The 23,531-nt window shown below is 66.0% G+C and carries 26 protein-coding genes; 7 read left to right on the top strand and 19 right to left on the bottom strand.

The window, feature by feature from the left end; all coding sequences use genetic code 11:
- Positions 1-12 precede the first annotated feature (12 nt).
- From tilS to dacB, 3 genes are read right to left on the bottom strand one after another with little or no spacing between them, the layout of a single operon-like run.
- Positions 13-963, bottom strand: a complete 951-nt coding sequence (gene tilS / locus J3S28_RS03265; RefSeq protein ID WP_207837489.1) for a tRNA lysidine(34) synthetase TilS — start codon at positions 961-963, stop codon at positions 13-15.
- Complete coding sequence (locus J3S28_RS03260) at positions 960-1,976, bottom strand: Rv3626c family coenzyme F420 biosynthesis-associated protein (RefSeq protein ID WP_207837487.1); 1,017 nt, start codon at positions 1,974-1,976, stop codon at positions 960-962. The genes tilS and J3S28_RS03260 overlap by 4 nt, the downstream gene beginning before the upstream one ends.
- The gene (gene dacB / locus J3S28_RS03255; RefSeq protein WP_307796796.1) at positions 1,973-3,346 is read right to left on the bottom strand and encodes a D-alanyl-D-alanine carboxypeptidase/D-alanyl-D-alanine endopeptidase; all 1,374 of its coding nucleotides are present in this window, start codon (positions 3,344-3,346) and stop codon (positions 1,973-1,975) included. The genes J3S28_RS03260 and dacB overlap by 4 nt, the downstream gene beginning before the upstream one ends.
- A 118-nt stretch (positions 3,347-3,464) precedes the next feature.
- On the opposite strand from dacB, the gene J3S28_RS03250 reads away from it, so the two are divergent.
- Complete coding sequence (locus tag J3S28_RS03250) at positions 3,465-3,977, top strand: inorganic diphosphatase (RefSeq protein WP_207837485.1); 513 nt, start codon at positions 3,465-3,467, stop codon at positions 3,975-3,977.
- Between the two features lie 186 nt (positions 3,978-4,163).
- On the opposite strand, the gene J3S28_RS03245 is transcribed toward J3S28_RS03250, so the two are convergent.
- Positions 4,164-5,855, bottom strand: coding sequence for an MDR family MFS transporter (locus J3S28_RS03245; RefSeq protein ID WP_237340935.1), 1,692 nt, complete (start codon positions 5,853-5,855; stop codon positions 4,164-4,166).
- Entirely contained in the window at positions 5,852-6,322 is a 471-nt protein-coding gene (locus tag J3S28_RS03240; protein WP_207837483.1) for a MarR family winged helix-turn-helix transcriptional regulator, read from the bottom strand. The genes J3S28_RS03245 and J3S28_RS03240 overlap by 4 nt, the downstream gene beginning before the upstream one ends.
- Positions 6,323-6,496: 174 nt before the next feature.
- On the opposite strand from J3S28_RS03240, the gene alc reads away from it, so the two are divergent.
- Positions 6,497-7,537 carry an allantoicase gene (gene alc / locus J3S28_RS03235; RefSeq protein ID WP_207837481.1) on the top strand — a complete coding sequence of 347 codons (1,041 nt, stop codon included), beginning with the start codon at positions 6,497-6,499 and terminating at the stop codon, positions 7,535-7,537.
- A gap of 82 nt (positions 7,538-7,619) precedes the next feature.
- On the opposite strand, the gene J3S28_RS03230 is transcribed toward alc, so the two are convergent.
- From J3S28_RS03230 to J3S28_RS03205, 6 genes are all read right to left on the bottom strand, one after another.
- Complete coding sequence (locus J3S28_RS03230; protein ID WP_207837479.1) at positions 7,620-8,090, bottom strand: hypothetical protein; 471 nt, start codon at positions 8,088-8,090, stop codon at positions 7,620-7,622.
- Entirely contained in the window at positions 8,087-8,908 is an 822-nt protein-coding gene (locus J3S28_RS03225) for an aminotransferase class V-fold PLP-dependent enzyme (RefSeq protein ID WP_207837477.1), read from the bottom strand. The genes J3S28_RS03230 and J3S28_RS03225 overlap by 4 nt, the downstream gene beginning before the upstream one ends.
- A gap of 145 nt (positions 8,909-9,053) precedes the next feature.
- Positions 9,054-9,680 carry a DedA family protein gene (locus J3S28_RS03220; protein WP_307796794.1) on the bottom strand — a complete coding sequence of 209 codons (627 nt, stop codon included), beginning with the start codon at positions 9,678-9,680 and terminating at the stop codon, positions 9,054-9,056.
- A 40-nt stretch (positions 9,681-9,720) separates the two neighbouring features.
- Complete coding sequence (locus J3S28_RS03215) at positions 9,721-10,917, bottom strand: O-succinylhomoserine sulfhydrylase (protein WP_207837476.1); 1,197 nt, start codon at positions 10,915-10,917, stop codon at positions 9,721-9,723.
- Between the two features lie 45 nt (positions 10,918-10,962).
- A complete protein-coding gene (locus tag J3S28_RS03210; protein ID WP_207837474.1) occupies positions 10,963-11,376 on the bottom strand; it encodes a rhodanese-like domain-containing protein in 414 nt (137 codons plus the stop codon).
- On the bottom strand, positions 11,373-11,843 hold the full coding sequence (locus tag J3S28_RS03205) for an Rv0361 family membrane protein (RefSeq protein WP_207837472.1): 471 nt from the start codon (positions 11,841-11,843) through the stop codon (positions 11,373-11,375). The genes J3S28_RS03210 and J3S28_RS03205 overlap by 4 nt, the downstream gene beginning before the upstream one ends.
- A gap of 131 nt (positions 11,844-11,974) precedes the next feature.
- On the opposite strand from J3S28_RS03205, the gene J3S28_RS03200 reads away from it, so the two are divergent.
- On the top strand, positions 11,975-12,988 hold the full coding sequence (locus tag J3S28_RS03200; RefSeq protein ID WP_207838158.1) for an ABC transporter substrate-binding protein: 1,014 nt from the start codon (positions 11,975-11,977) through the stop codon (positions 12,986-12,988).
- Positions 12,989-13,173: 185 nt separating this feature from the next.
- On the top strand, positions 13,174-14,562 hold the full coding sequence (locus tag J3S28_RS03195) for an FAD-dependent oxidoreductase (RefSeq protein ID WP_207837470.1): 1,389 nt from the start codon (positions 13,174-13,176) through the stop codon (positions 14,560-14,562).
- 25 nt (positions 14,563-14,587) lie between these two features.
- Here the strand turns inward: J3S28_RS03195 and J3S28_RS03190 are convergent, their stop codons facing one another.
- The 5 genes from J3S28_RS03190 to J3S28_RS03170 form a co-directional block, all read right to left on the bottom strand.
- A complete protein-coding gene (locus tag J3S28_RS03190) occupies positions 14,588-15,748 on the bottom strand; it encodes a sensor histidine kinase (RefSeq protein ID WP_207837468.1) in 1,161 nt (386 codons plus the stop codon).
- Positions 15,745-16,392 (bottom strand): response regulator transcription factor, encoded by a 648-nt coding sequence (locus J3S28_RS03185; protein ID WP_207837465.1) that lies wholly within the window; start codon positions 16,390-16,392, stop codon positions 15,745-15,747. Before J3S28_RS03185 ends, J3S28_RS03190 begins: the two co-directional genes overlap by 4 nt.
- A 112-nt stretch (positions 16,393-16,504) precedes the next feature.
- Positions 16,505-16,789, bottom strand: a complete 285-nt coding sequence (locus tag J3S28_RS03180; RefSeq protein WP_207837461.1) for an SHOCT domain-containing protein — start codon at positions 16,787-16,789, stop codon at positions 16,505-16,507.
- Positions 16,790-16,808: 19 nt separating this feature from the next.
- Positions 16,809-17,252 (bottom strand): DUF6325 family protein, encoded by a 444-nt coding sequence (locus J3S28_RS03175; RefSeq protein ID WP_207837458.1) that lies wholly within the window; start codon positions 17,250-17,252, stop codon positions 16,809-16,811.
- Between the two features lie 223 nt (positions 17,253-17,475).
- On the bottom strand, positions 17,476-17,889 hold the full coding sequence (locus J3S28_RS03170; RefSeq protein ID WP_084891202.1) for a hypothetical protein: 414 nt from the start codon (positions 17,887-17,889) through the stop codon (positions 17,476-17,478).
- A gap of 230 nt (positions 17,890-18,119) precedes the next feature.
- Here J3S28_RS03170 and J3S28_RS03165 point away from each other — a divergent pair, with 230 nt between their 5' ends.
- Genes J3S28_RS03165 through J3S28_RS03155 form a run of 3 tightly spaced genes read left to right on the top strand, consistent with a single transcriptional unit; the run spans position 18,120 to position 21,067 of the window.
- The gene (locus J3S28_RS03165) at positions 18,120-19,127 is read left to right on the top strand and encodes a FecCD family ABC transporter permease (RefSeq protein ID WP_207837455.1); all 1,008 of its coding nucleotides are present in this window, start codon (positions 18,120-18,122) and stop codon (positions 19,125-19,127) included.
- 30 nt (positions 19,128-19,157) lie between these two features.
- The gene (locus J3S28_RS03160; RefSeq protein ID WP_207837453.1) at positions 19,158-20,258 is read left to right on the top strand and encodes a FecCD family ABC transporter permease; all 1,101 of its coding nucleotides are present in this window, start codon (positions 19,158-19,160) and stop codon (positions 20,256-20,258) included.
- Positions 20,255-21,067, top strand: coding sequence for an ABC transporter ATP-binding protein (locus J3S28_RS03155; RefSeq protein ID WP_207837450.1), 813 nt, complete (start codon positions 20,255-20,257; stop codon positions 21,065-21,067). Before J3S28_RS03160 ends, J3S28_RS03155 begins: the two co-directional genes overlap by 4 nt.
- An 8-nt stretch (positions 21,068-21,075) precedes the next feature.
- Here the strand turns inward: J3S28_RS03155 and J3S28_RS03150 are convergent, their stop codons facing one another.
- The 3 genes from J3S28_RS03150 to J3S28_RS03140 all read right to left on the bottom strand — a co-directional run bounded on the left by J3S28_RS03150 (position 21,076) and on the right by J3S28_RS03140 (position 23,482).
- Positions 21,076-21,555: a DUF456 domain-containing protein gene (locus J3S28_RS03150; RefSeq protein ID WP_207837448.1), complete on the bottom strand. Its 480-nt coding sequence runs from the start codon at positions 21,553-21,555 to the stop codon at positions 21,076-21,078.
- Positions 21,556-21,561: 6 nt separating this feature from the next.
- Positions 21,562-22,986: a formate-dependent phosphoribosylglycinamide formyltransferase gene (purT, locus tag J3S28_RS03145; RefSeq protein ID WP_237341067.1), complete on the bottom strand. Its 1,425-nt coding sequence runs from the start codon at positions 22,984-22,986 to the stop codon at positions 21,562-21,564.
- A gap of 181 nt (positions 22,987-23,167) precedes the next feature.
- The gene (locus J3S28_RS03140) at positions 23,168-23,482 is read right to left on the bottom strand and encodes a UBP-type zinc finger domain-containing protein (protein WP_372435933.1); all 315 of its coding nucleotides are present in this window, start codon (positions 23,480-23,482) and stop codon (positions 23,168-23,170) included.
- Positions 23,483-23,531 lie beyond the last annotated feature (49 nt).

Below are 23,531 nucleotides of genomic sequence, written 5' to 3'. Positions count from 1 at the left end.
AGCGACACGACCTCAGCGCACGCGGCGCTCGACGACCAGTCGAGCGTCGCGTCTTGCTATCTCCAGGCGGTGATCGTGGGCCCCGCCGACGGCGACCGGCCCCTGCCCGCGCCACCCGGTCACCAACGCTCCGACCGCCCTGACGACAGTCTCCGTCGGCTCGGTCGCTCCCTGCTGGAGCAGCCACCGCCGCAACAGGCGCGAGCGGATCGCCGGCGCCAGCGTCGCCAGGTCAGCACACGCGACGCTGGCGCCCGCGATCGACGCGCTGTGCTGGTCGGTGACGTGCTCGACGACGTCGAGATCATCACGTAACTGTTCGGCCGTACGGGCCAACGCCTGCGCGACTCCCCCCTGCAAGACGTCTTCGAGCAGCGGCAACACCTCGGCGCGTAGCCGTACCCGGGTGAACCGCGGGTCGGCGTTGTGCGGATCGTCATGCGGCGACAGGCCGAGATCGGCGCAGGCGGCGCGGGTGGCTGCCCGCCTGATCGTCAGCAACGGCCTGCCCAGCGGCGCCGTCCACGGCCGCATCCCGGCGATGGAACGCGCCCCCGATCCGCGCGCCAAACCCAGGAGGACGGTCTCGGCCTGATCGTCGAGCGTGTGTCCGATCAGCACCGGCAAGCCGTCTCGAGCCCCGTCCAGAGCCTGGTAGCGCGCAGCCCGGGCCGCTGCCTCAGGTCCACCGCTGCGACCCACCTCGACCCGCAGCACCCGCGGGTGTGCCCCGAGTCCGGTCGCGGCGAGCGCCGTGCGTTCGGCCACCTCCGCGGAACCGGGTTGCAGCCCGTGATCGACGATCAACGCCCGGACACCGAGACCCGAGCGGATTGCCGCGGCGGTCAACGCCAGCGAGTCGGCACCACCGGACAGCGCGACGCAGACCTCGGTGCTCACAAGATATCGTTCGGCAAAATCGGCCACGGCGCCGGTGATCTCGGCGACCGCAGCAGAGTTCACAGCACCCGGTCGATCCACAATTGCGGCTGCTCGATCTCGGCAGGCAGCGGCATCGTCTCGGGACCGGTCCAGATCGCGTTGAACCGTGTCATGCCCACGGTCCCCACCACTTCGTCCACGAATGCCTTGCCCCGAATATATTGCGCGAGTTTGGCATCCATCCCGAGCAGGGCGCGCAGTACGCGCTGCACCGGATTCTGCGGCCGGGTGCGACGTTTGTCGAAGGCGCTTCGGATCCGGTCGACGGTGGGGACCTTCGCCGGTCCCACCGCATCCATGACGTGGTCGGCGTGCCCTTCGAGGAGCGTTCCGAGCATCATCATCCGACTGAAGGCCTCGTACTGTTCGGGCGACTGCAGCAGCTGCATCGCGCCGACGATCCCCTTCTCGCGCTGCTGACCGTTCTTGAGGGCGGCGCTGATACGACCGACCATCTCGCTGCTCGACTCGCCGTTCTCCGCGGTGAGCGACTCGACGTTCGACGACATGTAGTCGCGCAACCACGGATTGGCCGAGAACTGCACCCGGTGGGTCACCTCGTGCAGGCACACCCACAACCGGAAGTCGCTGGGCACCACGTGCAACGCACGTTCGACGGCAATGATGTTGGGAGTGACCAACATCAACACACCGTCGTTGCCGGACTCGGGGTCCGGGGTGAACGGGTCGTACTGGCCGAGAATCGCCCCGGAGAGCAAGGCCAGCAGTCCGCCCGCCTGAACCCCGGCAAGACGACCGCTGATGCCGGGCTTGGAGCCCTCGTCATCGGCATCGAGCATCGCCGACATCGACCGGGTCGCCGCCTCTATCCAGCCGCCGCGGTCCAGGATCCGCGCCGTCGGGACCGGCAGCCCATCCGCCAGGCCGGTGACCTCGCGGACCGGCGCTTCCGCGGCCACCGCGGAGGAAGCCAGCTCCTCGCGGGCTGCAGTCAGCGTGTATCCGGTGGTGACCGGTCCGGGGCGGGCGACCTTCTTACCTATCGTCGCCGCAAGCTGCCAGTCGATACTCATCGGCACCCACAATCCCGCAGCGCCACCGCGATCGTGTCGAGCGCGGGTCTCGCGACATCCGGCGACGTCCCGTTGGACATCAGGGCAAAACTCAGCACGCGACCTTCTCTCGTCTGCACGACGCCGACCAGCGCGCTTGCGCCCGTGAGGGTTCCGGTCTTGGCCCGGACCCAGCCTGCTCCCGCTTGGTTTTCGGTCGCGAACCGCTCGGCGAGAGTGCCCGTCGCTCCGGCCACCGGCAGCATGTCCAGCAGTGGCCGTAGTTTCGGCTGCGCCGTTCCTGCGCCTGCGTTCACCACCTTGTCGAGTAGGCCTGCGGAAACCCGATTGTCTTCCGACAGCCCGCTGACGTCGGCGATCACCGTCCCGTTCATGTTGAACCCATAGTCGCTCAACGCTTTCCGCACCGCATCGATTCCGCCTGCCATGGTGGGCCTGCCACCGGTGGCCATGGCGATCTCGATGGACACGGTTTCGGCGAGGACGTTGTCACTCGCCCGCATCATGTCGCCGAGCCGGGTGACCAGCGGCGCCGACTCCACCTGCGCGATCACCTGTGCCCCGGCAGGCGCCGTCGCCTGCGCCACCGCGGCATCGACCCCGAGCTCGGACGCCAGGGCAGCGCCGGCCGTGACCGCGGGGGTGGCGGTACGGGGTGAGTCGATCTCGAGGGGCTCGACTCTGCCCGAATCGGCGATCAACGATTCGATCGGCGTGATGTTGCCCCCGGCGATGTCTGCCGGGTCCCAGCTCTCCGTCATGGTCGGGCCACTGAACCGGCTGGTGTCGACGGCCACGGACGTGACGTTGATACCGGCCTTCTTGATCTGTTCGGCGAGGTCGCTGATGCGCGGGGCGTCGGTGAAGAACGTCTCCTCACCCGCGGGCTGCACCGACAGCGTCGGGTCGCCGGCACCCACCAGGATCACCTGACCGCCCTTGCCCGCAACCACGGTCGTCGTGATGCGTTTGTCGTGGGGCAAGGACACCAGCGCGGCAGACGCGGTGAGGACCTTGATCGTCGACGCCGGCACCATCGGTTGGTTGGGGGTGGCAGACCACAGGGTCTCACCGCTGACGGCGTCGGAGATCTCTCCGGATAGTTGCCCGAGATCGGGGTTGGCCAGCGCCTGCGTCAGATCGGCACGGACGCCGTCCGGGGTCGGCGACGGGGCATCGGCGGCCACCGGGTTGATCCGCGGGGTGAGGGAAGCCGGCGAGGGCTGCGGAACAGCACCCTCGGGCAGGGCATCGGAGTCCTGGTCGACACGCAGTGCGATCACCAGCACGATCGCGGCCACCACGACCAGAACCACCACCGGAACCAGCGTCCACAGCAGCCCCTTGCGGCTGCGCGCACTGCCTGCCACTGATTACCTCCGGTCAGAGTTTCGTATCTTGGTCCCGCCGAGCGCGACGGTCCCAGGTCTCCACAGTATCGTTGAGTCGATTTTGGGACCGGCTACGCACAACGCACCAGGAGGCACCGTGGACTTCGACGTCACCATCGAGATCCCCAAGGGACAGCGCAACAAGTACGAGGTCGACCATGAATCCGGAAAGGTGTACCTCGACCGCTATCTGTACACCTCGATGGGCTATCCAGCCGACTACGGATTCATCGACGGCACCCTCGGCGAGGATGGCGACCCCCTGGACGCGATGGTCCTGCTGCCCGAGTCCGTGTTTCCCGGCGTGATCGTCCGCGCCCGCATCGTCGGCATGTTCCGGATGACCGACGAGGCAGGCGGCGACGACAAATTGCTGGCCGTGCCCGCCAAGGACGTCCGCTGGGATCACATCCAGGACATCGGTGACGTGCCGGAGTTCGAACTCAAGGCAATCGCCCACTTCTTCGAGCACTACAAGGACCTGGAGCCGGGCAAAGAGGTCTTCCCCGGCGGCTGGGCAGGCAAAGCCGACGCCGAGAAGATCGCCCAAGAGGCCATCGATCGTCTCGCCGAGCACCCCCACGAGGCCAACGAGCCCTCACGCGGCTGATCGCAGCTATCGACAGAAAGGCCCGACCCCCTTTGGGAGTCGGGCCTTTTGTCGCGTGGGGTTGGCTTTGCTGTGAGGGGTTTCGTGTTCGTCTCACCAGCTGTGTTTTTTCGCTCCGCTTCGCTACGCGGGGCAGGGCGAGTTCGCCTTGCTCACCGCCCAGCGTCGCGTCGGTACTCAGCGGGGTTACGGCTCTACAGCGTCAGGTTTGTCCCGAGCGGCTTGCATGCCGGATTGGGTGCGCAGTGGCACTTCTTTCCAGAACAGCACCAGGACCAGCGCGATCAACGACACAATCGAGACGCTCAGGAACACCTTGTCCATCGCGTCGGCGAACCCGACCTTGATCGGGCGTGAGATCGGTTCGGGCAGTTTGGCTATGACAGACGTGTCGTCCATGACACTGCCGGCCTGCCCGCCTCCGGCCCCTGGATTCTGGGCGGCAGCGGCCAGTCCCTTGCCGAACGCCGAGACCTGGGCATCCGGACTCTGCGCCGCCTGCGCCACGGCTTGGCGGAACTGCGGGGAGCTCGCCTCATCCTTCAGACCGTCGGTGATGTTCGGGCCCATCAGACTGAACAACACCGAGAAGAAGACCGCGACACCGAGGGTGCCACCGATCTGACGGAAGAACGTCGCAGACGCCGTCGAAACCCCCATGTCCTTGGGCGGCAACACATTCTGCAAAGCCAGGGTCAACGGTTGCAGCATGTTCCCGAGGCCGAACCCCAGGAAGAACGCCATGGTCATCACCACGGCGACCGGGGTGTCGACGCTCAGCAGATGCAGCAGGAACGTGGAGACGGTGAGCAGCACAGAACCGACGACGGGGTAGATGCGGTAATGACCTGTGCGGGAGATGAGCTGGCCGGAGATGATGGATGCGCTCATCAGACCGAGGACCATCGGCAGCATCTGCAGGCCGGCCATCGTCGGGCTCGATCCGCGGATGACCTGAAAGTACTGCGGCAGCATGGAGATCCCGCCGAACATGACCATTCCGACGACCACGGAGATCACGATGCCCTGCGCGAAGATCCGGTTCTGGAAGATCCGCAGCGGGATGATCGCCGCGTCTCCCATCTTGTGTTCGACCCAGACGAACGCTGCGATGCCGACGACTCCGGTGATGTAGCAGGTCAGTGCCCAGCCGCTGCCCCATCCCCAGATCCGGCCCTGCTCGGCCACGATCAGCAGCGGCACCACGCCGAGCGCCAACAGCCCGGCACCCCACCAGTCCACCCGCTGACGCGCGTTGCGGATCTGGTCGTAATCGAGAACCCGGAAGACGACGATGAGCGCCACCAGTCCGATCGGGACGTTGACGAGGAACACCCAGCGCCAACCCGAGACCCAGAGGATCGAGTCCTGGCCGGCGAGCAACCCGCCGAGCACGGGACCGATGACACTCGAGGTCCCGAAGACCGCGAGGAAGTAGCCCTGATATTTGGCGCGCTCGCGAGGCGGCACGATGTCGCCCACGATCGTCAGCGCCAGAGACATCAAGCCACCGGCACCGAGGCCTTGCAGGGCGCGATACCCGGCCAGTTGGTACATCGACGTCGCGGTACTGCACAGCAGCGACCCCACGATGAAGATCGAGATCGCGGTCATGAACAGCGCCTTGCGGCCGTACATGTCCGACAACTTGCCGTAGAGCGGCGTGACGATGGTGGCGGTCACCAGGTATGCAGTGGTGACCCATGCCTGGAGGGAGTACCCCTGGAGGTCGTCGGCAATGGTCCGGATGGCGGTCGAGACGATGGTCTGATCCAGGGCGGCGAGGAACATGCCCAGCATGAGACCGCCGAGGATCGTCAGGATCTTGCGGTGTGAGAGCTCACCACCGGCGACGGCAGGCTCGGCCTTGTTCGTCAATTCTGGCCTTCCTCGGTCACCGCGCACGCCAGTGCGGCCTCCGCGCCCTCGACGAATCGGCCCATCAGTGTGGCGAGGGCACGGACATCGTCTTCGGTCCAGTCGTTCATCATCACCCGAAGTTGCTCGCCGCGGCGGGTACGCAGTTCGGCCACCCGTTCACGACCGGTGTCGGTGGCGACCAGGATCGTCGCCCGCCCGTCGTTCGGGTCGGCCTCCCGACGCACATACCCGAGGCGGACGAGGTGCGCGACGTGCCTGCTGATGGTGGACGGGTCGGCGAACATCGCCTCGGCCAGCTCACCCGAGCGGGCGGGGGCGTCTGCGAGGCGGAACAGGCAGTTGTAGGCAGCGGTCTCGACGATCCCGTCGGGCGTCCGTAGTCGCATCGCTGCGAGTCGGTCCCGAATCTGCGCGTACCGGGCGAGGACGTCTATGAGATCGTCTACCTGATCAACCCGTGTCATCGCGCTCACGACCCCTCTCGGCTCCCGCCGGCTGTCTTTTCGGCGATCAACGAGTTTCGCCCCACAACTAATTGGCCGCCGCAAGTATGCGCGTAACCAGAACTGGACTGCAACACCCTCGGCCGGAACAGCTGGGTTCGACCGCCACGGTCGTGCGCATTAATCTGACAAGTCGTGACCCCATCGCCTCCAGCCTCGCGCCCGCATTTCACCTCGATGCCGGATCTGGCGTTGCGAACCCTCGGAGGCGCGGTCATCTGGACCAACGACGATCTGTTCGCAGAGGCGCAGAACCTGATCAAGACTCCGTCGGCGGAATATCAGCCGGCCACCTTCGGCCACAAGGGTCAGGTCTACGACGGCTGGGAGACCAGACGCCGCCGGGAAGAAGGCGTGGACCAGGCGATCGTCCGACTTGGAGTGCCCGGGATCATCTACGGCGTCGTCGTCGACACCTCATGGTTCGTGGGCAACTACCCCCCGTACGTGTCTGTCGAAGCCGCTGCGGTGGAGGGCATTCCGACCACCACGCAGTTGGTCGCAGACACCGAGTGGAAGACGATCGTCGACCGGGTGGAGGTCAACGGTGACACCAGGAACCCGTTTCGTGTCGACTCCATGGAGCGATTCACCCACGTCCGGCTGTCGATCTATCCCGACGGTGGTGTCGCCCGGTTCCGCGTCCACGGACGAGGAACGCCTGATCCGAAGTTCCTGTCGTATGGGCACTTCGACCTCGCGGCCCTGGAGAACGGCGGCATGATCACGGCGTGCTCCAACATGTTCTACGGCTCGCCGAACAACCTGCTGATGCCGGGACGGGCCCGGACGATGGGCGAGGGCTGGGAAACATCCCGTCGCCGCGATTCCGGAAACGACTGGGTCCAGGTCAAGCTGGCAGGTGAGTCCACCATCGGTCTCGCCGAACTCGACACCAGCTACTTCCTGGGCAACGCACCCGGCTCGGCCATGATCCGCGGACGCGACGGCGAAAACGGCGAATGGTTCGACGTGCTGCCACGTAGTGCCCTGCAGCCCGACACCCGCCACCGGTTTCTCGTCGACGTCGACCGGCCACTCACCGAAGCTCGAATGGACATCTTCCCCGACGGCGGCATGGCACGCCTGCGCCTTTACGGCCAGCTCACCGACACCGCGCGCGCCGAGATCGTCGAGCGCTGGGACCACGGCGAACGCGCCGATCCGTCGGTCTGACGACAAAAACACACCGTTCAGTCATAGGCACACGTTGCGACGTGTGGTTATGGCTGAACGGTGTGCTTGTGTGTGGTGGGGGTCAGGCTGCCGCGGCGCGTTCGCGCAGACGCGGCAGCACCTGCTCGGCGATCAGAGTGGCTGAACCGGCGCCGGTGGCAGCGTCGAGCGGCCGCAGAATCACCGCGTCCGCGACCTCGGCGCTGTAGACGTCCAGGATCAGGGTCAGCAGGCCCGCAGCGGTGCCGACGTACCGGACGGTGTCGCCGAAACGCGACTCCCCCAGGCGCAACAGTTCTGCGCGGGCGGTGGCCGCGTCGTCGGCGATCAGCACGTCGATCTCGAGCGCGACGACGAGGTCGGCGGGGTTGTCCCCGAGGTGTTGCCAGCTCGCCCGCAGTTGCGCACGCTCCTTGATCCCGCCACGCAATTCCGGCTGGCGGATCCGGCGGACCACTGATGCCCGGGCATCGGCCGGACGCGGCCCACTCCAGGCAATCGGGGTCTCCCCGTCGATCGCGACCAGCAATTCCGGTCGGGTCCGACCTGTCATGACGCCTCCTGCTCGAAAACAACGTTGGCCAAAGTGTTCAACTGCCGTGAGAGTTCTGCGTGGCCCGTGCCGATCCCCCACCTGATCGGTACCGTCTCGAATCGACCGGCCACTGCGATCTCGGCGAGGCCGACCCGATCGCGGGCGTCGGGCCACAAAGTCAACCTGCGCGCGCCGGGCAGAGCACGCACGGCTTCGTCGACCACCGCGGACAGCGATTCCTCATGCAGACCGATCCAGTCGAAACCGAGATCTGCGATGGCGAGCACCGCCTGCGCGAACCCGTGGGCCACCGGAGCGGTGACGTGGGCGGGGTCGGCCGGTGGCAGTCGGTCGCCGCGTCCGATGACCGCGGCCGGCCCGAACCCGGCGATGATCGCGCCGGAGAGCACGACGTAATCGATCCCATGACTGGTGAGATTGATGACACGACGGGTCGCGAGTTGCCCGGCATCGACCAGCACCCGGGCGCCGTGCCGATGAGCGATGGCCGCCAGCCTCGACAGCGGTAGCACCTCACCCGTGGCATCGACGACTCCGGGGACGATCAGGAGTTCGGCCTCGCGTGCAATGAACTCGGCTTCCACAGCGGCGAGTGTGTGTGCGAGATCGACCTGCGCGGCGACAACCCGGTAGCCGGGTGAAGCGGTGGAGATCTCCAGGTCAGCACGCACGTCGAGGAGCACGACGTCGCCAGAAACATGATCTGCGACAAGGGCGATCGCCTCGTCGACGTCGTCCGCGAAGAGCACCCGGTCGTCGACGCGGGCGCGCACGAAACCGGCGAGTACATCTTTGGGATCCGGTGCAGGGACCATCGCCTCAGACGTTCCTTTCGCATCACGTTTCAAGGTCGGACCGAGTTTCACCGGTCGGATCGGGTCTTCACCTGAACAACAACTTAGCTGTGGTGAACTATTTCCCGGCGGCTAAAAGTCGTCGTGATTGTTAGTCGGCGGCCGATCATTCACTCCGTAGCGGTCCGACCTCCACCGCGGACCGCCGCCGCCACAACCGCCGGATGCCGAAGTATGCGACCACCACCAGCGCGGCACCGACCGCGAAGTACAGCAACAGGCTGGCCCCGAGCGTCTGTCCGAGCGCGTACCCGACCACGCAGACCACCACCACCCAGAGCACCCCGCCGACCACATTCGCGATCAGGTACTGCCTTGTCGGCATATGACTCATACCCGCGACGAACGGGGTCACGGTGCGGACGTATCCGATCCACCGAGCGCTGACGACTGTGACGACGCCGCCGTGCCGGATCAGCGTCTCGGCGCGGGCCCACCGCTCTTCGCCGATCCAGCCACCGAAACGGGAGTGGGTGATCCTGTCACCCGAACGTCGGCCGATCAGGTAGCCGGTCCAATCACCGAGCACCGCGGCCACGCTTGCCGCGACGATCAGCCACGCGATGTTGGCACTGCCGAGCGCCGCAGCGACGGCGCCCGCCAGCAGTACGGTCTCGCCGGGCAGCACCAAACCGAGCAAGGCCGCGGCTTCCCCGAACACGACGCCGCACACGATGAGATACACCGCCCAGGGCGGCGTCGATTGAACAACCGACACGATCCAGTCGGCCACCGAGTGCAGGATGACCCACCGTCCCCTCTGTGCCGCTTACCTACAGCGCTTGATCGATGTCGCCCAGCAGATCGTCGATACCTTCGAGGCCTACAGACAAACGTACGACAGAGTCCGACAGCCCGATCGCGGCGCGGCCCTCCGGCCCCATCGCACGGTGCGTGGTCGTGGCCGGATGCGTGATGAGCGACTTCGAGTCCCCGAGATTGTTCGAGATGTCGACGATCTTCAGCGCATCGAGCACCTCGAACGCTCTCGCCTTACCTGAGGCCCCGGCCGAATCGGCGAGTTCGAACGTCACCACGGTGCCACCACCCGACATCTGCCTGACCGCCAGATCGTGTTGCGGATGTGATTGCAGGAATGGATATTTCACCCACGCCACCCGTGGATCCGCCTCGAGGAACTCCGCGATCCGCAGAGCCGAGCTCGTGGAGTGATCCACGCGCAGACGCAGCGTTTCGAGACCCTTGAGCAAAGTCCAGGCGTTGAACGGGCTCAGCGCCGGACCGGTGTGCCGCATCAGCGTCTGCACCGGGCCGTCGATGTACTCGGCCGAGCCGAGCACGGCCCCACCCATCACCCGGCCCTGCCCGTCGATGTGTTTGGTTCCGGAGTAGACGATGACGTCGGCGCCGAGATCGAGGCCGCGTTGCAGCAACGGGGTCGCGAAGACGTTGTCGAGTACCACCTGTGCGCCGGCCGCATGCGCGAGCCCACACACCTTCTCGACGTCGACGAGTGTCTGCATCGGGTTCGACGGCGTCTCGAAGAAGACCGCCGTGGTCGGCACCGACAGCGCCTGCTCCCACTGCTCGAGGTCTTCGCCGTCGACGAACACCGTCTCCACGCCCCAGCGCGGCAGGATCTCGTTGCACACGACGAAGCAGGAGCCGAACAGGCTGCGCGCGGCAACGAGACGATCACCGGCCTTGAGCAGGGCGCCCAGCGCGACGAACACCGCAGCCATACCGCTCGCGGTGGCAAAACAGGCTTCGGCACCGTCGAGCAGGCGAAGCCGCTCCTGGAACATCGCGACGGTCGGATTCCCGTAGCGGGAGTACACGAATCGCTCGTCTTCACCGGTGAAGGCACGTTCGGCGGCGGCCGCGGAGGAGTAGACATACCCGGAGGTGAGATAGAGCGCCTCGGAGGTCTCTTCGAAGTTCGAGCGGGCCAAACCGCCACGAACCGCCAGCGTGTCCGGCGAGACGCCGTCGGGCAGTGGACTATTCACTGTCGTCCTCCGTGTGTGGTGATGCCGCGGATTGGTGATGGGGTCCTACGACTGGCGCCACGGGAGTCCCAGGGCCTTCCAGCCGACCGCGCCGCGGTGACCGTCGGCATCGACGGCTCCCTCGAAGCCGTCGAGCACGTTGTACGCCTTCGCGACACCATCTGCCGTCGCGGCCTGCGCGGCCCCGATCGAGCGCTGGCCGGATCGGCACAGGAACACCACCCGCTGATCGTCGCTGACACCTGCGGCCCGCAGCTGTCCTACGAAGTCAGAGTTCCTGGCACCGTCGGGATAGCTCACCCATTCGATGAACAGTGTCTCTTTGCCGGTTCCGGTGAGATCGGGCACGCCGACGTAGCTCCACTCGGCACTGGTCCGGCAGTCCACCAGCACGGCGGTCGGATCCTCGGTGATGATCTTCCATGCCTCTTGCGGGGTCAGGTCACCTGCGTAGCTCATGCACACACCTTCCAGGAGTCGCTTTCTTTGACCAGTGTGACCGGGGTTATCTGGGTTTGCGTCTTCTGCTTACGGAACGAATGCACGTTCGCTGTCGCCCGATCGCCGTTGACCACGGTCTCCGAGATGTTGCTGATCTCGATCTGGCCGTCGGCCTCGCGGGCTTCGGTCTGCTCGGTGGAGAAGGCGTCCTCGGTCGGAAAGTCGGCCGAGTCGCGTTGCGCAGAGCAGGTCAGGGCCCGAAAGTTGCTGTAATTGAGCGCATTCTGCGCCGTGTAGTAGTCGTTGATCGTCCGGGAGACCTTCGACTCCTCCGTGAGCCGGTCTTCGGCGGGCCGCACGACATGCATCACACCGATCGCACCGAGCACCAGCACCACGATCGCGACAGCGATGAGGAACGGCCACGGGGTCCGGCGCTCGTCGTCTTCTATCGGTGGAATTGACCCGGAGTCGGTTGATGCCATGGTCGCGAGCTTATAACCCGTATTTGCCCGGGCCGTCACCGCCGTGAGACGCTGGCTGACGACATTGGTGAGCCAACCCTAATTTCCGGCCTCACCGGGTTGTCCATGACTGTGAGGATGAGATCGTGCGAATGAAGAACCCCCGGCGAGCAACTGCCCGCGCAGCAATCGTGACCGCCACCGTTGCCACTCTGATCGGGATCACGGCCTGCTCGGCCCCCGACGAGGACAGCACCGCCGCATCGGTCACCGCCGAAGAAGGTGCCCTGCCGGTTTCCATCACCCACAACTTCGGCGAGACCACAATCGAGTCCGAGCCCGCGCGCATCGCGACCCTCGGCCCCGGTGATGCCGACATCCTCATGGCACTGGGCATCACCCCGACCACGATCGTCCCGTTCAACGATCCGACGGGTAAGAACGTGGTCGAACCCTGGAACGAGAAGTACATCGCGGAGAACACACCCGTCGCGCTCGGCCAGGCCACCCAGGATCTGGGCGCCGACATCCCCAAGGCGCTGGCGACCAATCCCGACTTCATCGTCGCAGTGAACAATTCGGTCTCCCAGGAGCAGTACAACAACCTGACCAAGGCCGCGCCGACCATCGTTCGCGAGTCCCAGTACCAGGACTGGCTGATCCCGTGGGCCGCGTCGACCGCCGAGATCGGCAAGGCGGTCGGGATGCCGGAGAAGACCCAGGAGCTGATCGACCAGACGAACGCCAAGTTCGACGAGGCGAAGGCGCAGTATCCGAACATGGTCGGAAAGAAGTCGGCCGTCATCATCTCCGGCGCCGACGGATCGATCTCGATCTTCGGCCCAGGTGACGGACGCGGCCAGATGCTCGTCAACCTCGGCCAGGTCTTCCCGGCCGAACTCGAGCCCCTGGTGACCAGCGGTTTCTACGGCACCATCTCCAACGAGAATCTCAATCTGCTCAACAACCTCGACCAGGTCGTCGCGATCGACTGGGAGGGTTCGAACGAGAAGCTCAAGAACAATGCGGTCTTCAACAACCTCGACATCGCCAAACGGGGTGGCGTGGTCTACCTCGACCAGCAGATCGGCAGCGCAATGTCGGTGCCGACCGTACTGACCATCCCGTGGGCAATCGACCAGGTCGCACCCAAACTGGGCGCCTGACCCGCTACCCCAGAGCGCCGGGTTTGGCGGGAACCAGAATCGGCAGCGGTCGAGTTCGACTCGAGACCGTCTGCCGATTTTGGCTCCCGCCAGGTCCACCGCTTACCGTGGGGTGTTGAGCCCGTCCGGGCACCCGCATCGGCGGGCGCCGGAACTCCTACTCGCACGAGAAAGCACTCCGACTCATGAGCGATCAGAACCGTCCTCTTCGCGTGGCCATCGTTGGCGCGGGCCCTGCCGGCATCTATGCCGCCGATGCCCTGATGAAGTCGGACAAAGCCAAAGATCGTGGTGTCTCGATCGACCTGTTCGAGCGGATGCCGGCCCCGTTCGGGTTGATCCGCTACGGCGTCGCGCCCGATCACCCCCGCATCAAGGGCATCATCAACGCCCTGCACAAAGTCCTCGACAAGCCGCAGATCCGCTTGATCGGCAACGTCGACTACGGCACCGACATCGCGCTGGAAGACCTGCAGTCGATGTACGACGCCGTCATCTTCTCCACCGGCGCCACCGACGACCGCATCATGGACCTACCCGGCATCGACCTCGACGGCTCCTACGGCGCCGCGCAGTTCGTCGCCTGGTACGACGGTCACCCCGACTTCCCCCGCACCTGGCCTCTGGACGCCGAGAAGGTCGCCGTCATCGGCGTCGGGAACGTCGCCCTCGACGTGGCGCGCGTGCTGGCCAAGACCGGCGACGAACTCCTGCCGACCGAGATCCCCGCCAACGTCTACGACGGCCTCAAGAACAACAAGGCAGTCGAAGTCCACGTCTTCGGACGCCGCGGACCGGCCCAGGCCAAGTTCACGCCTCTCGAGCTCAAAGAACTCGACCACTCCCCGACCATCGACGTCATCGTCAATCCCGAGGACATCGACTACGACGAAGGCTCCACCGTCGCCCGGCGTTCGTCGAAGATCACCGACCAGGTCGCCACCATCATCGAGCAGTACGCCATCCGCGACCCCAAAGGCCGCCCTCACAAACTGTTCCTGCACTTCTTCGAAAGCCCCACCGAGATCCTGGGCGAGGACGGCAAAGTCGTCGGCCTCCGCACCGAGCGCACCGAACTCGACGGCACCGGCAACGTGCGTGGCACGGGCAAGACCACCGACTGGGACCTCGGCGCGGTCTACCGCGCCGTCGGGTACCTCTCGGACAACCTGCCGCAGATCCCCTTCGACGATCAGGCCGGGGTCATCCCCAACGAAGCAGGCCGCATCTTCGACCAGGGCACCCACATGACAGGCATGTACACCACCGGCTGGATCAAACGCGGGCCCGTCGGACTCATCGGCCACACCAAGGGCGACGCCAACGAGACCGTCGACTGCCTGCTCGATGACGCCCTCGCCGGCAAGGTCCTCACCCCGGCCACCCCCGGCGAAGACGCCATCATCGACTACCTCGAGAACAAGAACGTCGCTTTCACCACCTGGGACGGCTGGTACCGCCTCGACGAACACGAACGCAAACTCGGCGCCGCCGAAGGCCGCGAACGCGTCAAGGTCGTCGAACGCGAAGACATGCTCGCCGCCAGCGAGCCGGACAAGGTGAACCGCGGCTGAGAGGTCCTCTTCGCCACCGGTGTCGTCAGCGCGGGATCGTGATCTCCACCCGCGTTCCGCCGCCGGTGGGCTCGGTGATCTCGAACGTTCCACCGGCTCCGATCACGCGCGCCGCTTGGGCGCCGATCCCGATGTGACCCTGCGCAATTCGGTCTGGGACGATCGCGGGATCGAAACCGACGCCGTTGTCGGTGACCACCAGCAGCAGTGAGGTGTCGTCGCCACCGAGTTCGAGGGTGATCTCCGTGGCGTACGCGTGTTTCGCAACGTTGGTGAGCAGTTCTCCCGCAGCAGTGTGTAGAAGCGACGCCAACTCACCGGCGTCGACGGACGCCAACTCGAGTCGGACGGGGATCCCGAAGCGCTCCTCGTGCCGCCGGGTCAATTCCGCAAGCGCGGGCGCGAGTCCGAGTTGCGCGAGAACCTGAGGATGCAGACCCGACACCAGCTCTCGCAGTTCGGTGGCCGTGCTCCGGAGGTTCGCCATCACCGGCGCCAGTGTGGCGGCGGACGGACTATCCATGGCCTCTTCGAGGTCCATGCGCGTGGCCAGCAACGTCTGCAGCGGACGATCATGTATCGCCTCCGCGAGGATCGCGCGCTCGCGATCGGAGGCAGCCAACGTCTGCGTCACCAATTGCCGCTGCGCGGTGAGCAAGGCGCCGATGTGCTCGGATCGCCGCAACAGGACATACGACAGTCCGGTGGTGGCGGCGGTCAGCCAGAGCAGGAACCCGAAGTTCAACCAGGTGACGTTCCGATTGACATCCGCTGCGCCGGGATCGGTGAGCCAGACGACCAGAAAGGTCCCCGACGTCAGACTGCCGACAACCCCGGTGAGCCAGGGAACTCCCTTGAACGCCACCTCGATCGGAATCAAGAAGAACGCCGGCGCCAGCATGGAAGTGGCGCCGCCGGAGAACGCGGCGAGCCCGATGAGACCGACCACATCTATTGCCGGAGAGGCGATCTGGAAGCGAGGAGGGGTCCGCCTTCGGTAGACGACGACAAACCACCCGACGGCGACGAGCGCATAGACCGTCAGTACGACGTAGTACCCGGGACTGCTCACCTCGGCGTCGGGGATCACCACACCCAGCAGGCCGAACAGGACCACCAGCAGCAGTCGCAGCCCGGCGGTGATGCGGACAAAACTCGCGTCCGCAAACAACCCAGGGCCGGTCACTCGAGTAACCGGTGCCGCATCGCCTCGGCCACCGCAGCTCCCCGATCCGAGACCCCGAGCTTCTGATAGAGCCGCTGCACGTGCGTTTTCACCGTCGAGGGAGCGACGAACATCACCTCGGCCATCGCGGGCACGCTCTTGCCCTCGGCGATCATGCCGAGCACTTCCTTCTCTCGCGCAGAGAGAACCGGGGCAGTGCTGTCGCGCCTCATCTGGATCTCACCGACGAGACCGGCAGCGAGCTCCCCCGCGAGCACGGGTCGCCCCGCGGCACAGTCGAGCACAGCATCGACGATTTGGGAGCGCCCCGCGTCCTTGGACACGAACCCGTAGGCGCCTTGGGCGATGGCGTTGTAGACGATGGCGCTCTCGGTGTGCGCCGAGAGCAACAGCACCTTGGTGGCGAGCCCGTCCCGACGAACCGCCGCAGCCACCTCGGCACCGTCCATCTCGGGCATCCGGAAATCGACCAGCGCGACGTCGGGCAACTCGCGCTGGATCGCGATCAGCGCCTCGCGCCCGTCACCCGCCTCGGCCACCACCTCGACGAAACCACTGCTCGAAAGAGCTCTCACCACGCCGTCACGAATCATCGGATGGTCGTCGGCGACAACCACCCGGACCCGCTCGCCCGAATCACGCATGAAGAACTCGTACCACGCCCACCGCCGCGGCGCGTCGGGATCGCGCCGGCGAAGAGGTCATCGCCGCCCGCACGGCAGGCACACCCCTCGACACCCGCGAGTACGAGCGAGTTCAGGATGCGAGGATCTTGGCCTTCTCGGCGGCGAACTCGGCTTCGGTCAGCACGCCCTGGGCTCGGAGTTCGCCGAGTTCGCGAAGTGCGCTCAGACGATCGCCGCTCGACGCGGGTGCTGCCGTCAGCGCAGCATCGGGTGTCGGCGCCGCCTGTTGTGGGGCCTGCTGTTGATTTTGCTGCGCCCACCGGTTGGCCTGACGGCGTGAGACGCGATTGGACACCGACGATGCGGTGCCGGCGATGACGGCGGTGCGGGCTACGCCGCGTAAGAGTCCGGGCATGACGGTTCCTTCGCTGAGTTCAGACGCCGAGCGCGTCGAGGGAGTCGAGCAGGTCTTGGGTGGCCACTCGGCCGGAGGCCACCAACTGCGCACCGTTGCGCCGCAGGGCCGACGCGAACGGTGCGGCCCAATGGTTTTCGTAGATCAGAATCGCGCCCGAACAACCGGGTTCGAGCGCGGACGCCGCCTCGTCGAGATCCTCGCGGGCGATCAGACCGGACGTCGCGCCGGCGAAGAGCGACACGTCGAAGTCACCGGTGAGGTCGAAGTCCTCGACTGCGACCGCAAAGATCGATCCGTCCAGCTCTTTACGCACGAAGACGAAGTCGAGGAGCTTGATGATCCCGCGGGCCACCAGGTCGTCCAACAATGGCAGTGCCGAACCATCGGGGGTGCGGTCGGCGGGAAATTCGATCACCAGATAGTCGATGGGGCCGACCTCGGCCGCCTCGGGTTCCGTCATGGGTGTCTCCTCCACAAGGATGAATTCCGATCAGTCTTCACAGCGAAAAGCCTGCAGACGAGTCTGGCCCCTTTGTTCCCCGATGCCCTCATCCCTTCCGGATGAGTCCGCAGACAACAACGATCCCTCCCCTGACGACCGATTGTGCGGGCGGTCTGTGTCAGGAAGAGGGATCGCTGTCCTGTGGAGTTCTCACAGCGCGGTGGGCGCTGTACGGGTGGAGCTAGTTGTCGATCCGCTGGACGTTGGCCCAGAAGCCGATGTTGTTCTGCAGCGGATCGATGTCGCTGGAGATGGTGTATCCGGAGATCGAGCTCGGGAAGCAACCGAACCACTTCGTCTCGATGCGCAGCTTCTGGCCTTCTTTGAGGTTCGGCGAGAACTTCTCGGCTCCACCGAACTCGTGCAGGGTCACGTTCGGCCAGTTGCGGCCGTGTGCGGTGACCTCCATCCACCGGACCATGTACCAGGCGTTCTGCCAGGGGTCGCCGGGCTTGCCGAATGAGCAGTAGACCCCACCGGTGAGAGCCAGATCAGGCGCTGCCGCCTGAGCCGGAGCTGCAGCCACGACACTCCCCGCCGCAATCCCGACCGCCGCCGCTGCGGCGACCGCAGCGCGAACCATTTTCTGCTTCATCTTCACTCCTTTTTCGTGAATGCCACCGACACAGCGGCCTTGCACGTGAATCGGTCAAGTACAGGCTGAGTGTTAGCCAAGAAACAGATGAGAAACTCCATGTCTTCGTTTCGTTAGCTTTCCGTTATCGAAGCGGTTCACCGGGCTCCGATTTCGTGGTACGTGGGCAAGTTAGGCTAACCTCTCCAAGATGGATCACTAGTCGAGCACGAAGAGGCAGGACCCTGGTCTTGGGCAAGAAGTCGCTGCGCCTACCGGGCGCGATACTGCTGCTGGCGCTGCTGATCGTTGCGTGCGCAGCGTCGATTGCGATCGGATCCCGCGTCATCCCCCTCGATGAGGTCTGGGATGCCCTCTGGGCAGACAACGTTCCCGGCGCCCCGGACGCGGTCGGCATCGTCCAGACTCTGCGTATTCCCCGCACCGTGCTCGGACTGATCGTCGGCCTGGCGATCGGTGCCGCCGGAGCGCTCACCCAGGGTCACACCCGCAACCCACTGGCGGACCCCGGCATCCTCGGTGTCAACGCGGGCGCGGCCTGCGCCGTCGTCGCCGGCGTCTACCTGCTCGGTATCACCACCCCGATCCAGTACATGGGCTTCGGTCTGATCGGCGCGATGCTGGCGGCGAGCCTGGTCTTCTTTCTCGCCTCGGTCGGCAAAGGCGCCAGTCCCCTGACCCTCATCCTCGCCGGCACCGGACTGTCCGCGATGCTGACCGCGCTCACCTCGGCCATCGTGCTCATCGACACCGCTTCGCTCGAGGCGTGGCGCTTCTGGCAGGTCGGTTCCATTGCGGGCCGCGGCTGGGACGTCATCACCGCCACACTCCCCTTTGTCATCCCCGGTCTGATCCTGGCGGTGGCCAGCGGGTTCTTCCTGAACATCCTCTCGCTCGGCGACGACATGACGAAAGCTCTGGGGTCCCGCATCCTGCAGGTCCGCATCGTCGGAATCGTCGCGATCACCCTGCTCGTCGGCGCCGCCACCGCTGCGTGTGGACCCATCGTGTTCCTCGGTCTCGTTGCGCCACACGTGGCCCGCTTCTTCACCGGCCCCGATTATCGATGGGTGGTCCCCTACTCCGCATTGATCGGCGCCGTGGCGCTGGTCTCCTGCGACGTCCTCGGCCGGATGATCGCCCGGCCCGGTGAGATCCAGGCCGGGATCGTCCTGGCGGCGGTCGGTGCGCCGTTCTTCATCGCTTTGGTCCGAGCCAAGAAGTTGGTCGCAGTATGAAGTTGGTCCCAGTATGAAGTTGGTCCCAGTATGACTACGTTCGCCGAGCCCCCGGAGACCGTTCAGGCTCCGCTTCCCGCACACCACCTGCGCCGCACGGTCGTTCGAATCGGTGTCGGCACCTTCGTGATCCGGCCCTGGGCCACCGGGGTGGGTCTGGTGCTGGCCGCGGCAGCCCTGCTCCTGTTCGCGGTGAGTATCGGCACCAGCGACTTCCCGATGAGCCCCATCGACGTAGGCCGGATCCTGCTCGGCGGCGGAACCCGCGCCGAGAACGTGGTCGTCTTCGACACCCAGCTCCCCATCGGCCTGGTCAGCCTGCTCGTCGGTTTCGGTCTCGGGATGTCCGGAGCGCTGACCCAGGTGATCGCCCGCAACCCACTCGCGACCCCCGACATGCTGGGGATCACCTCCGGCGCCAGCGCCGCCGCCGTCGCCGTGATCGCGTTCGGATCGACGTGGGCATCGTGGCTCGCCGATCTCGGACTCGCGGTCGCGGCGCTCCTCGGCGGCCTGCTGACCGCACTCGCGATGTACCTGCTGACCTGGCGCAAAGGCATCGACCCCATACGCCTCGTGCTCGTCGGCGTGGCCCTGACCTGGGGACTCCAGGCGCTGATCGCTTACCTGCTGACCCGCGCGAATGTCGACGAGGTGCAGCGGGCGCAGCTCTGGATCGTCGGATCGGTGTCGAGTGCGGGCTGGAAGGCCGTGTGGCCGCCGCTGATCGTGCTGATCCCGGTGATCATCTTCGTCACGATCCAGTCCCGCAACCTCGCGATCCTCAGCCTCGGAGAAGACGTCTGCCGTGGGCTGGGAGTGCGGGCCAACGCGGTATCGGCGACGATCCTCATCGCAGCCGTCGTCGTCGCCGCGGTGGCCGTGTCCTCGGCAGGCCCCATCGCCTTCGTCGCGCTGCTCGCCCCGCAGATCGCCATGCGGCTCGCGCGCGCCGAGATCCCTGGTCCCATCACCTCCGGCCTGATGGGTGCCTGCCTGGTCATCGGCGGAGACCTACTGTGCCGCACCGTATTGCCGGCCGGCATCCCCGTCGGCGTGGTGACGGCGGGTATCGGCGGGCCCGCCCTGATCTACCTCATGATCCAGATCAACCGGAAGGCTTCGGTATGAGTGCCGCGTTCTCGGACAAGGCGACGTCACGGGTCGCCGCGACGGATCTGCAGGTCGGTTACGGCGAACGCACCGTCATCGACGGTCTCGATGTGACCATCCCCGACGGCAAGATCACCACGATCGTCGGTCCGAACGGTTGCGGGAAGTCGACGCTGCTGCGCTCGCTGGTTCGGTTGCTCAAACCGACCGGCGGTCAGGTGCTTCTCGACGGCAGCGACATCGCGACGCTGCGCACCAAGGATGTCGCGCGGATCCTGGGACTGCTACCCCAGAACCCCGTCGCCCCCGAGGGTTTGACCGTCGTCGATCTGGTCTCCCGCGGCCGTCACCCGCACCAGGCGTGGTACCGGCAGTGGTCGCACGAAGACGAGGTCGCCGTCGCAACCGCCCTCGAGCAGACCAACTGCACGGAACTGGCCGAGCGGACCATCGACGCATTGTCCGGGGGACAGCGCCAGCGGGTCTGGATCGCCCTGACCCTGGCGCAGCAGACCGATGTGGTGATGCTCGACGAGCCCACCACCTACCTCGATCTGTCCCACTCGATCGACGTACTCGACCTCGTCGACGACCTGTGCAGCAAGCACGGCAAGACGATCATCATGGTGCTGCACGACCTCAACCTCGCCATCCGCTACAGCGATTGGCTGGTCGTGATGCGCGAGGGCACCATCATTCGCGAAGGTGCGCCCGCTGACGTCATCACGACCGAGTTGCTGCAGGAGGCATTCGGTCTGCGGTCCCAGGTGATGACCGATCCGATATCCGGTGGCCCGATGATCGTCCCGATCGGGCGCAAGACGTAAGCGGGCAGCTAGTAGACGAACGCCGCTCCCAGCCAGATCGACGCTGCGAACAGGGCGCCCGCCAACTCGATGATCATCGCGATGCCCGCGGCCTTGGTGGCGGCAACCGCTCCGCGCCAACCGGCTTCGATGCTCTTGTTCCGGTACCACTCGGCTCCGAACGCACCCAGCACGAAACCGATGATCAAGCCGATCACCGGGATCACGAAGAAGCCGACGATCCCGAGCAGGCCGCCGGCGATGACAGTACGTCCGGGGACCCCCGAGTTCTTCATCGACTTGTTCGCGACGAGATATTTGACCAATGCGGCTGCGCCCAGGAAACCTGCGGCGACGGCGAAGATCAGCCACGCCCATCCGCCGACCACGAACGCCCACACCCCGATTGCGGCCAGGATGAGGATCAAACCCGGCAATACGGGCAACACCACGCCGCAGAGACCGATGAAGATCACCACGGCGACCACGGTCTCGCCGGCAAACGACATTCGCGCCTACCGGGGATCTTCGCCGGAGCGGATCGGCTTCTGAAGCCGCACATCCGGACGCGGCGCCGGCTGCGGTGGTCGCCCGGCATTGGGTGCCGGCCCGGCCTGTTGGGGTGGCCCAGCCTTGTGTGGTGGTGTGCCGGCAGTGCGGGGCGGCCTGCGGGTCATGCGGGTCTGCGCCAGATCCTCCTGCGCGCCGGCCGGTTGCAGATCCGGTTCTCTGCTCGCCGCCGCCACGGCAGCGGTGTCGGCCTGCGGCGATGTGCTGATCGGGCGAACCAGGCGAGCGGCGTCGCCTGCCCGTTGCCGGGCTGTGCCCACGTCGTCGGCCGTCGCGATGACCACGCCCATGCGGCGGCGCGCGAAACTCTCGGGCTTGCCGAACAACCGGATGTCGGTCTCCGGGATGGCCAGCGCCGCAGCCACATTCCCGAAGGCGATCGCCGGCTCGTCGAGACCGCCGTAGATCACGGCAGACGCTCCGGGTGAGGCGAGCGTGACGTCGACGGGGAGGCCGAGGATCGCCCTGGCATGCATCTCGAACTCCGACAGTCGTTGGGTGCCGAGCGTGACCAGACCCGTATCGTGCGGCCTCGGGCTGACCTCCGAGAAATAGACATCGTCGTCCTTGACGAACATCTCGACGCCGAAGATGCCGCGGCCACCGAGGCGTCCATCGCCGAGAGCCGCGGCGATGCGCGCGGCCACCGACGTCGCACCACCGAGCGCGACCTCACTCATCGGCTGGGGCTGCCACGATTCGACGTAATCACCGTGCTGCTGGCGATGGCCGATGGGTGCGCAGAAATAGGTCGCCAGCCGCCCGGTCCCGTGGTCGATCGCCCGCACGGTGAGCAGGGTGATCTCGTAGTCGAAGTCGACGAATCCCTCGACGATGACCCGGCCGCCTTTGACACGCCCGCCTGCGACCGCGTAGTCCCAGGCTGCGTCGATCTCGTCCGGACCGCGGACCACGCTCTGGCCCTTGCCCGACGACGACATCACCGGCTTGATCACGCACGGGTATCCGACGCGGGCCGTCGCCGCGCGGATCTCGTCGGCGGAGTCCGCGAACGCGTACGGCGACGTCGGCAGACCCAGCCGTTCGTCCGCGAGTCGGCGGATGCCCTCACGGTTCATCGTCAGCGCGGTCGCGCGGGCAGTCGGGATGACCTCGGTGAAACCCTCTTCGTGGATGTCGACGAGCACCTCGGTGGCGATCGCCTCGATCTCCGGGACCACATAGTCGGGCTGCTCGGCCTCGATCACGGCACGCAGCGCCACCGGGTCGGTCATGTCGACCACATGTGAGCGATGTGCGACCTGATGGCCGGGGGCATTGGGGTAGCGGTCGACGGCAATAACCTCGACGCCCAACCGTTGGAAGGCGATCACCACTTCTTTGCCGAGCTCTCCGGCGCCGAGGAGCATCACCTTGGTGGCGCCCGGTGTCAGTGGGGTGCCGATACGGTCGGGCACTGCGTTGACGACAACGCCGCTCCCCGAGGTATTCGTAGTCACCTTTGTAAGGCTAGCTGCAAACAAGGCGGCTTTCGTACGGGTAGACCCCCGCGGCGTATCGACATCGGGTTGTCGACGAACGACGGGCCGATCAGTCCATCCGCGCGTGGACGTAACACCAACGCCACGTCTCGCCGGGCTCAGCCGACTGCATCACGGGGTGTCCGGTGGCCTTGAAGTGGGCGGTTGCGTGCTTACGCGGACTCGAATCGCAGCAGGCGACGTGCCCGCAGGCGAGGCATCGTCGCAGGTGCGCCCAGTGATCGACACCCTCGGCCGCACAGTCCTCGCAGACCTCCACACCGTCGGTCGCGGCGTCTTGGGCGGAGACCGCTGCCGCGTCCCGCAGTTCGACGCACAGGTCGTCATCCGGTCTGACGTCGGTGTCCTTGATATTTCGGTGCATCACCGATCGCCGTGGCAGTCGCATTGCACCAATTCTCCCGTATCTTTGC

Source organism: Williamsia soli, assembly GCF_017377795.1.
In the GTDB taxonomy this organism is placed as follows: Bacteria; Actinomycetota; Actinomycetes; order Mycobacteriales; family Mycobacteriaceae; genus Williamsia; species Williamsia soli.
This window is presented reverse-complemented; position numbering and strand designations above follow the sequence as displayed.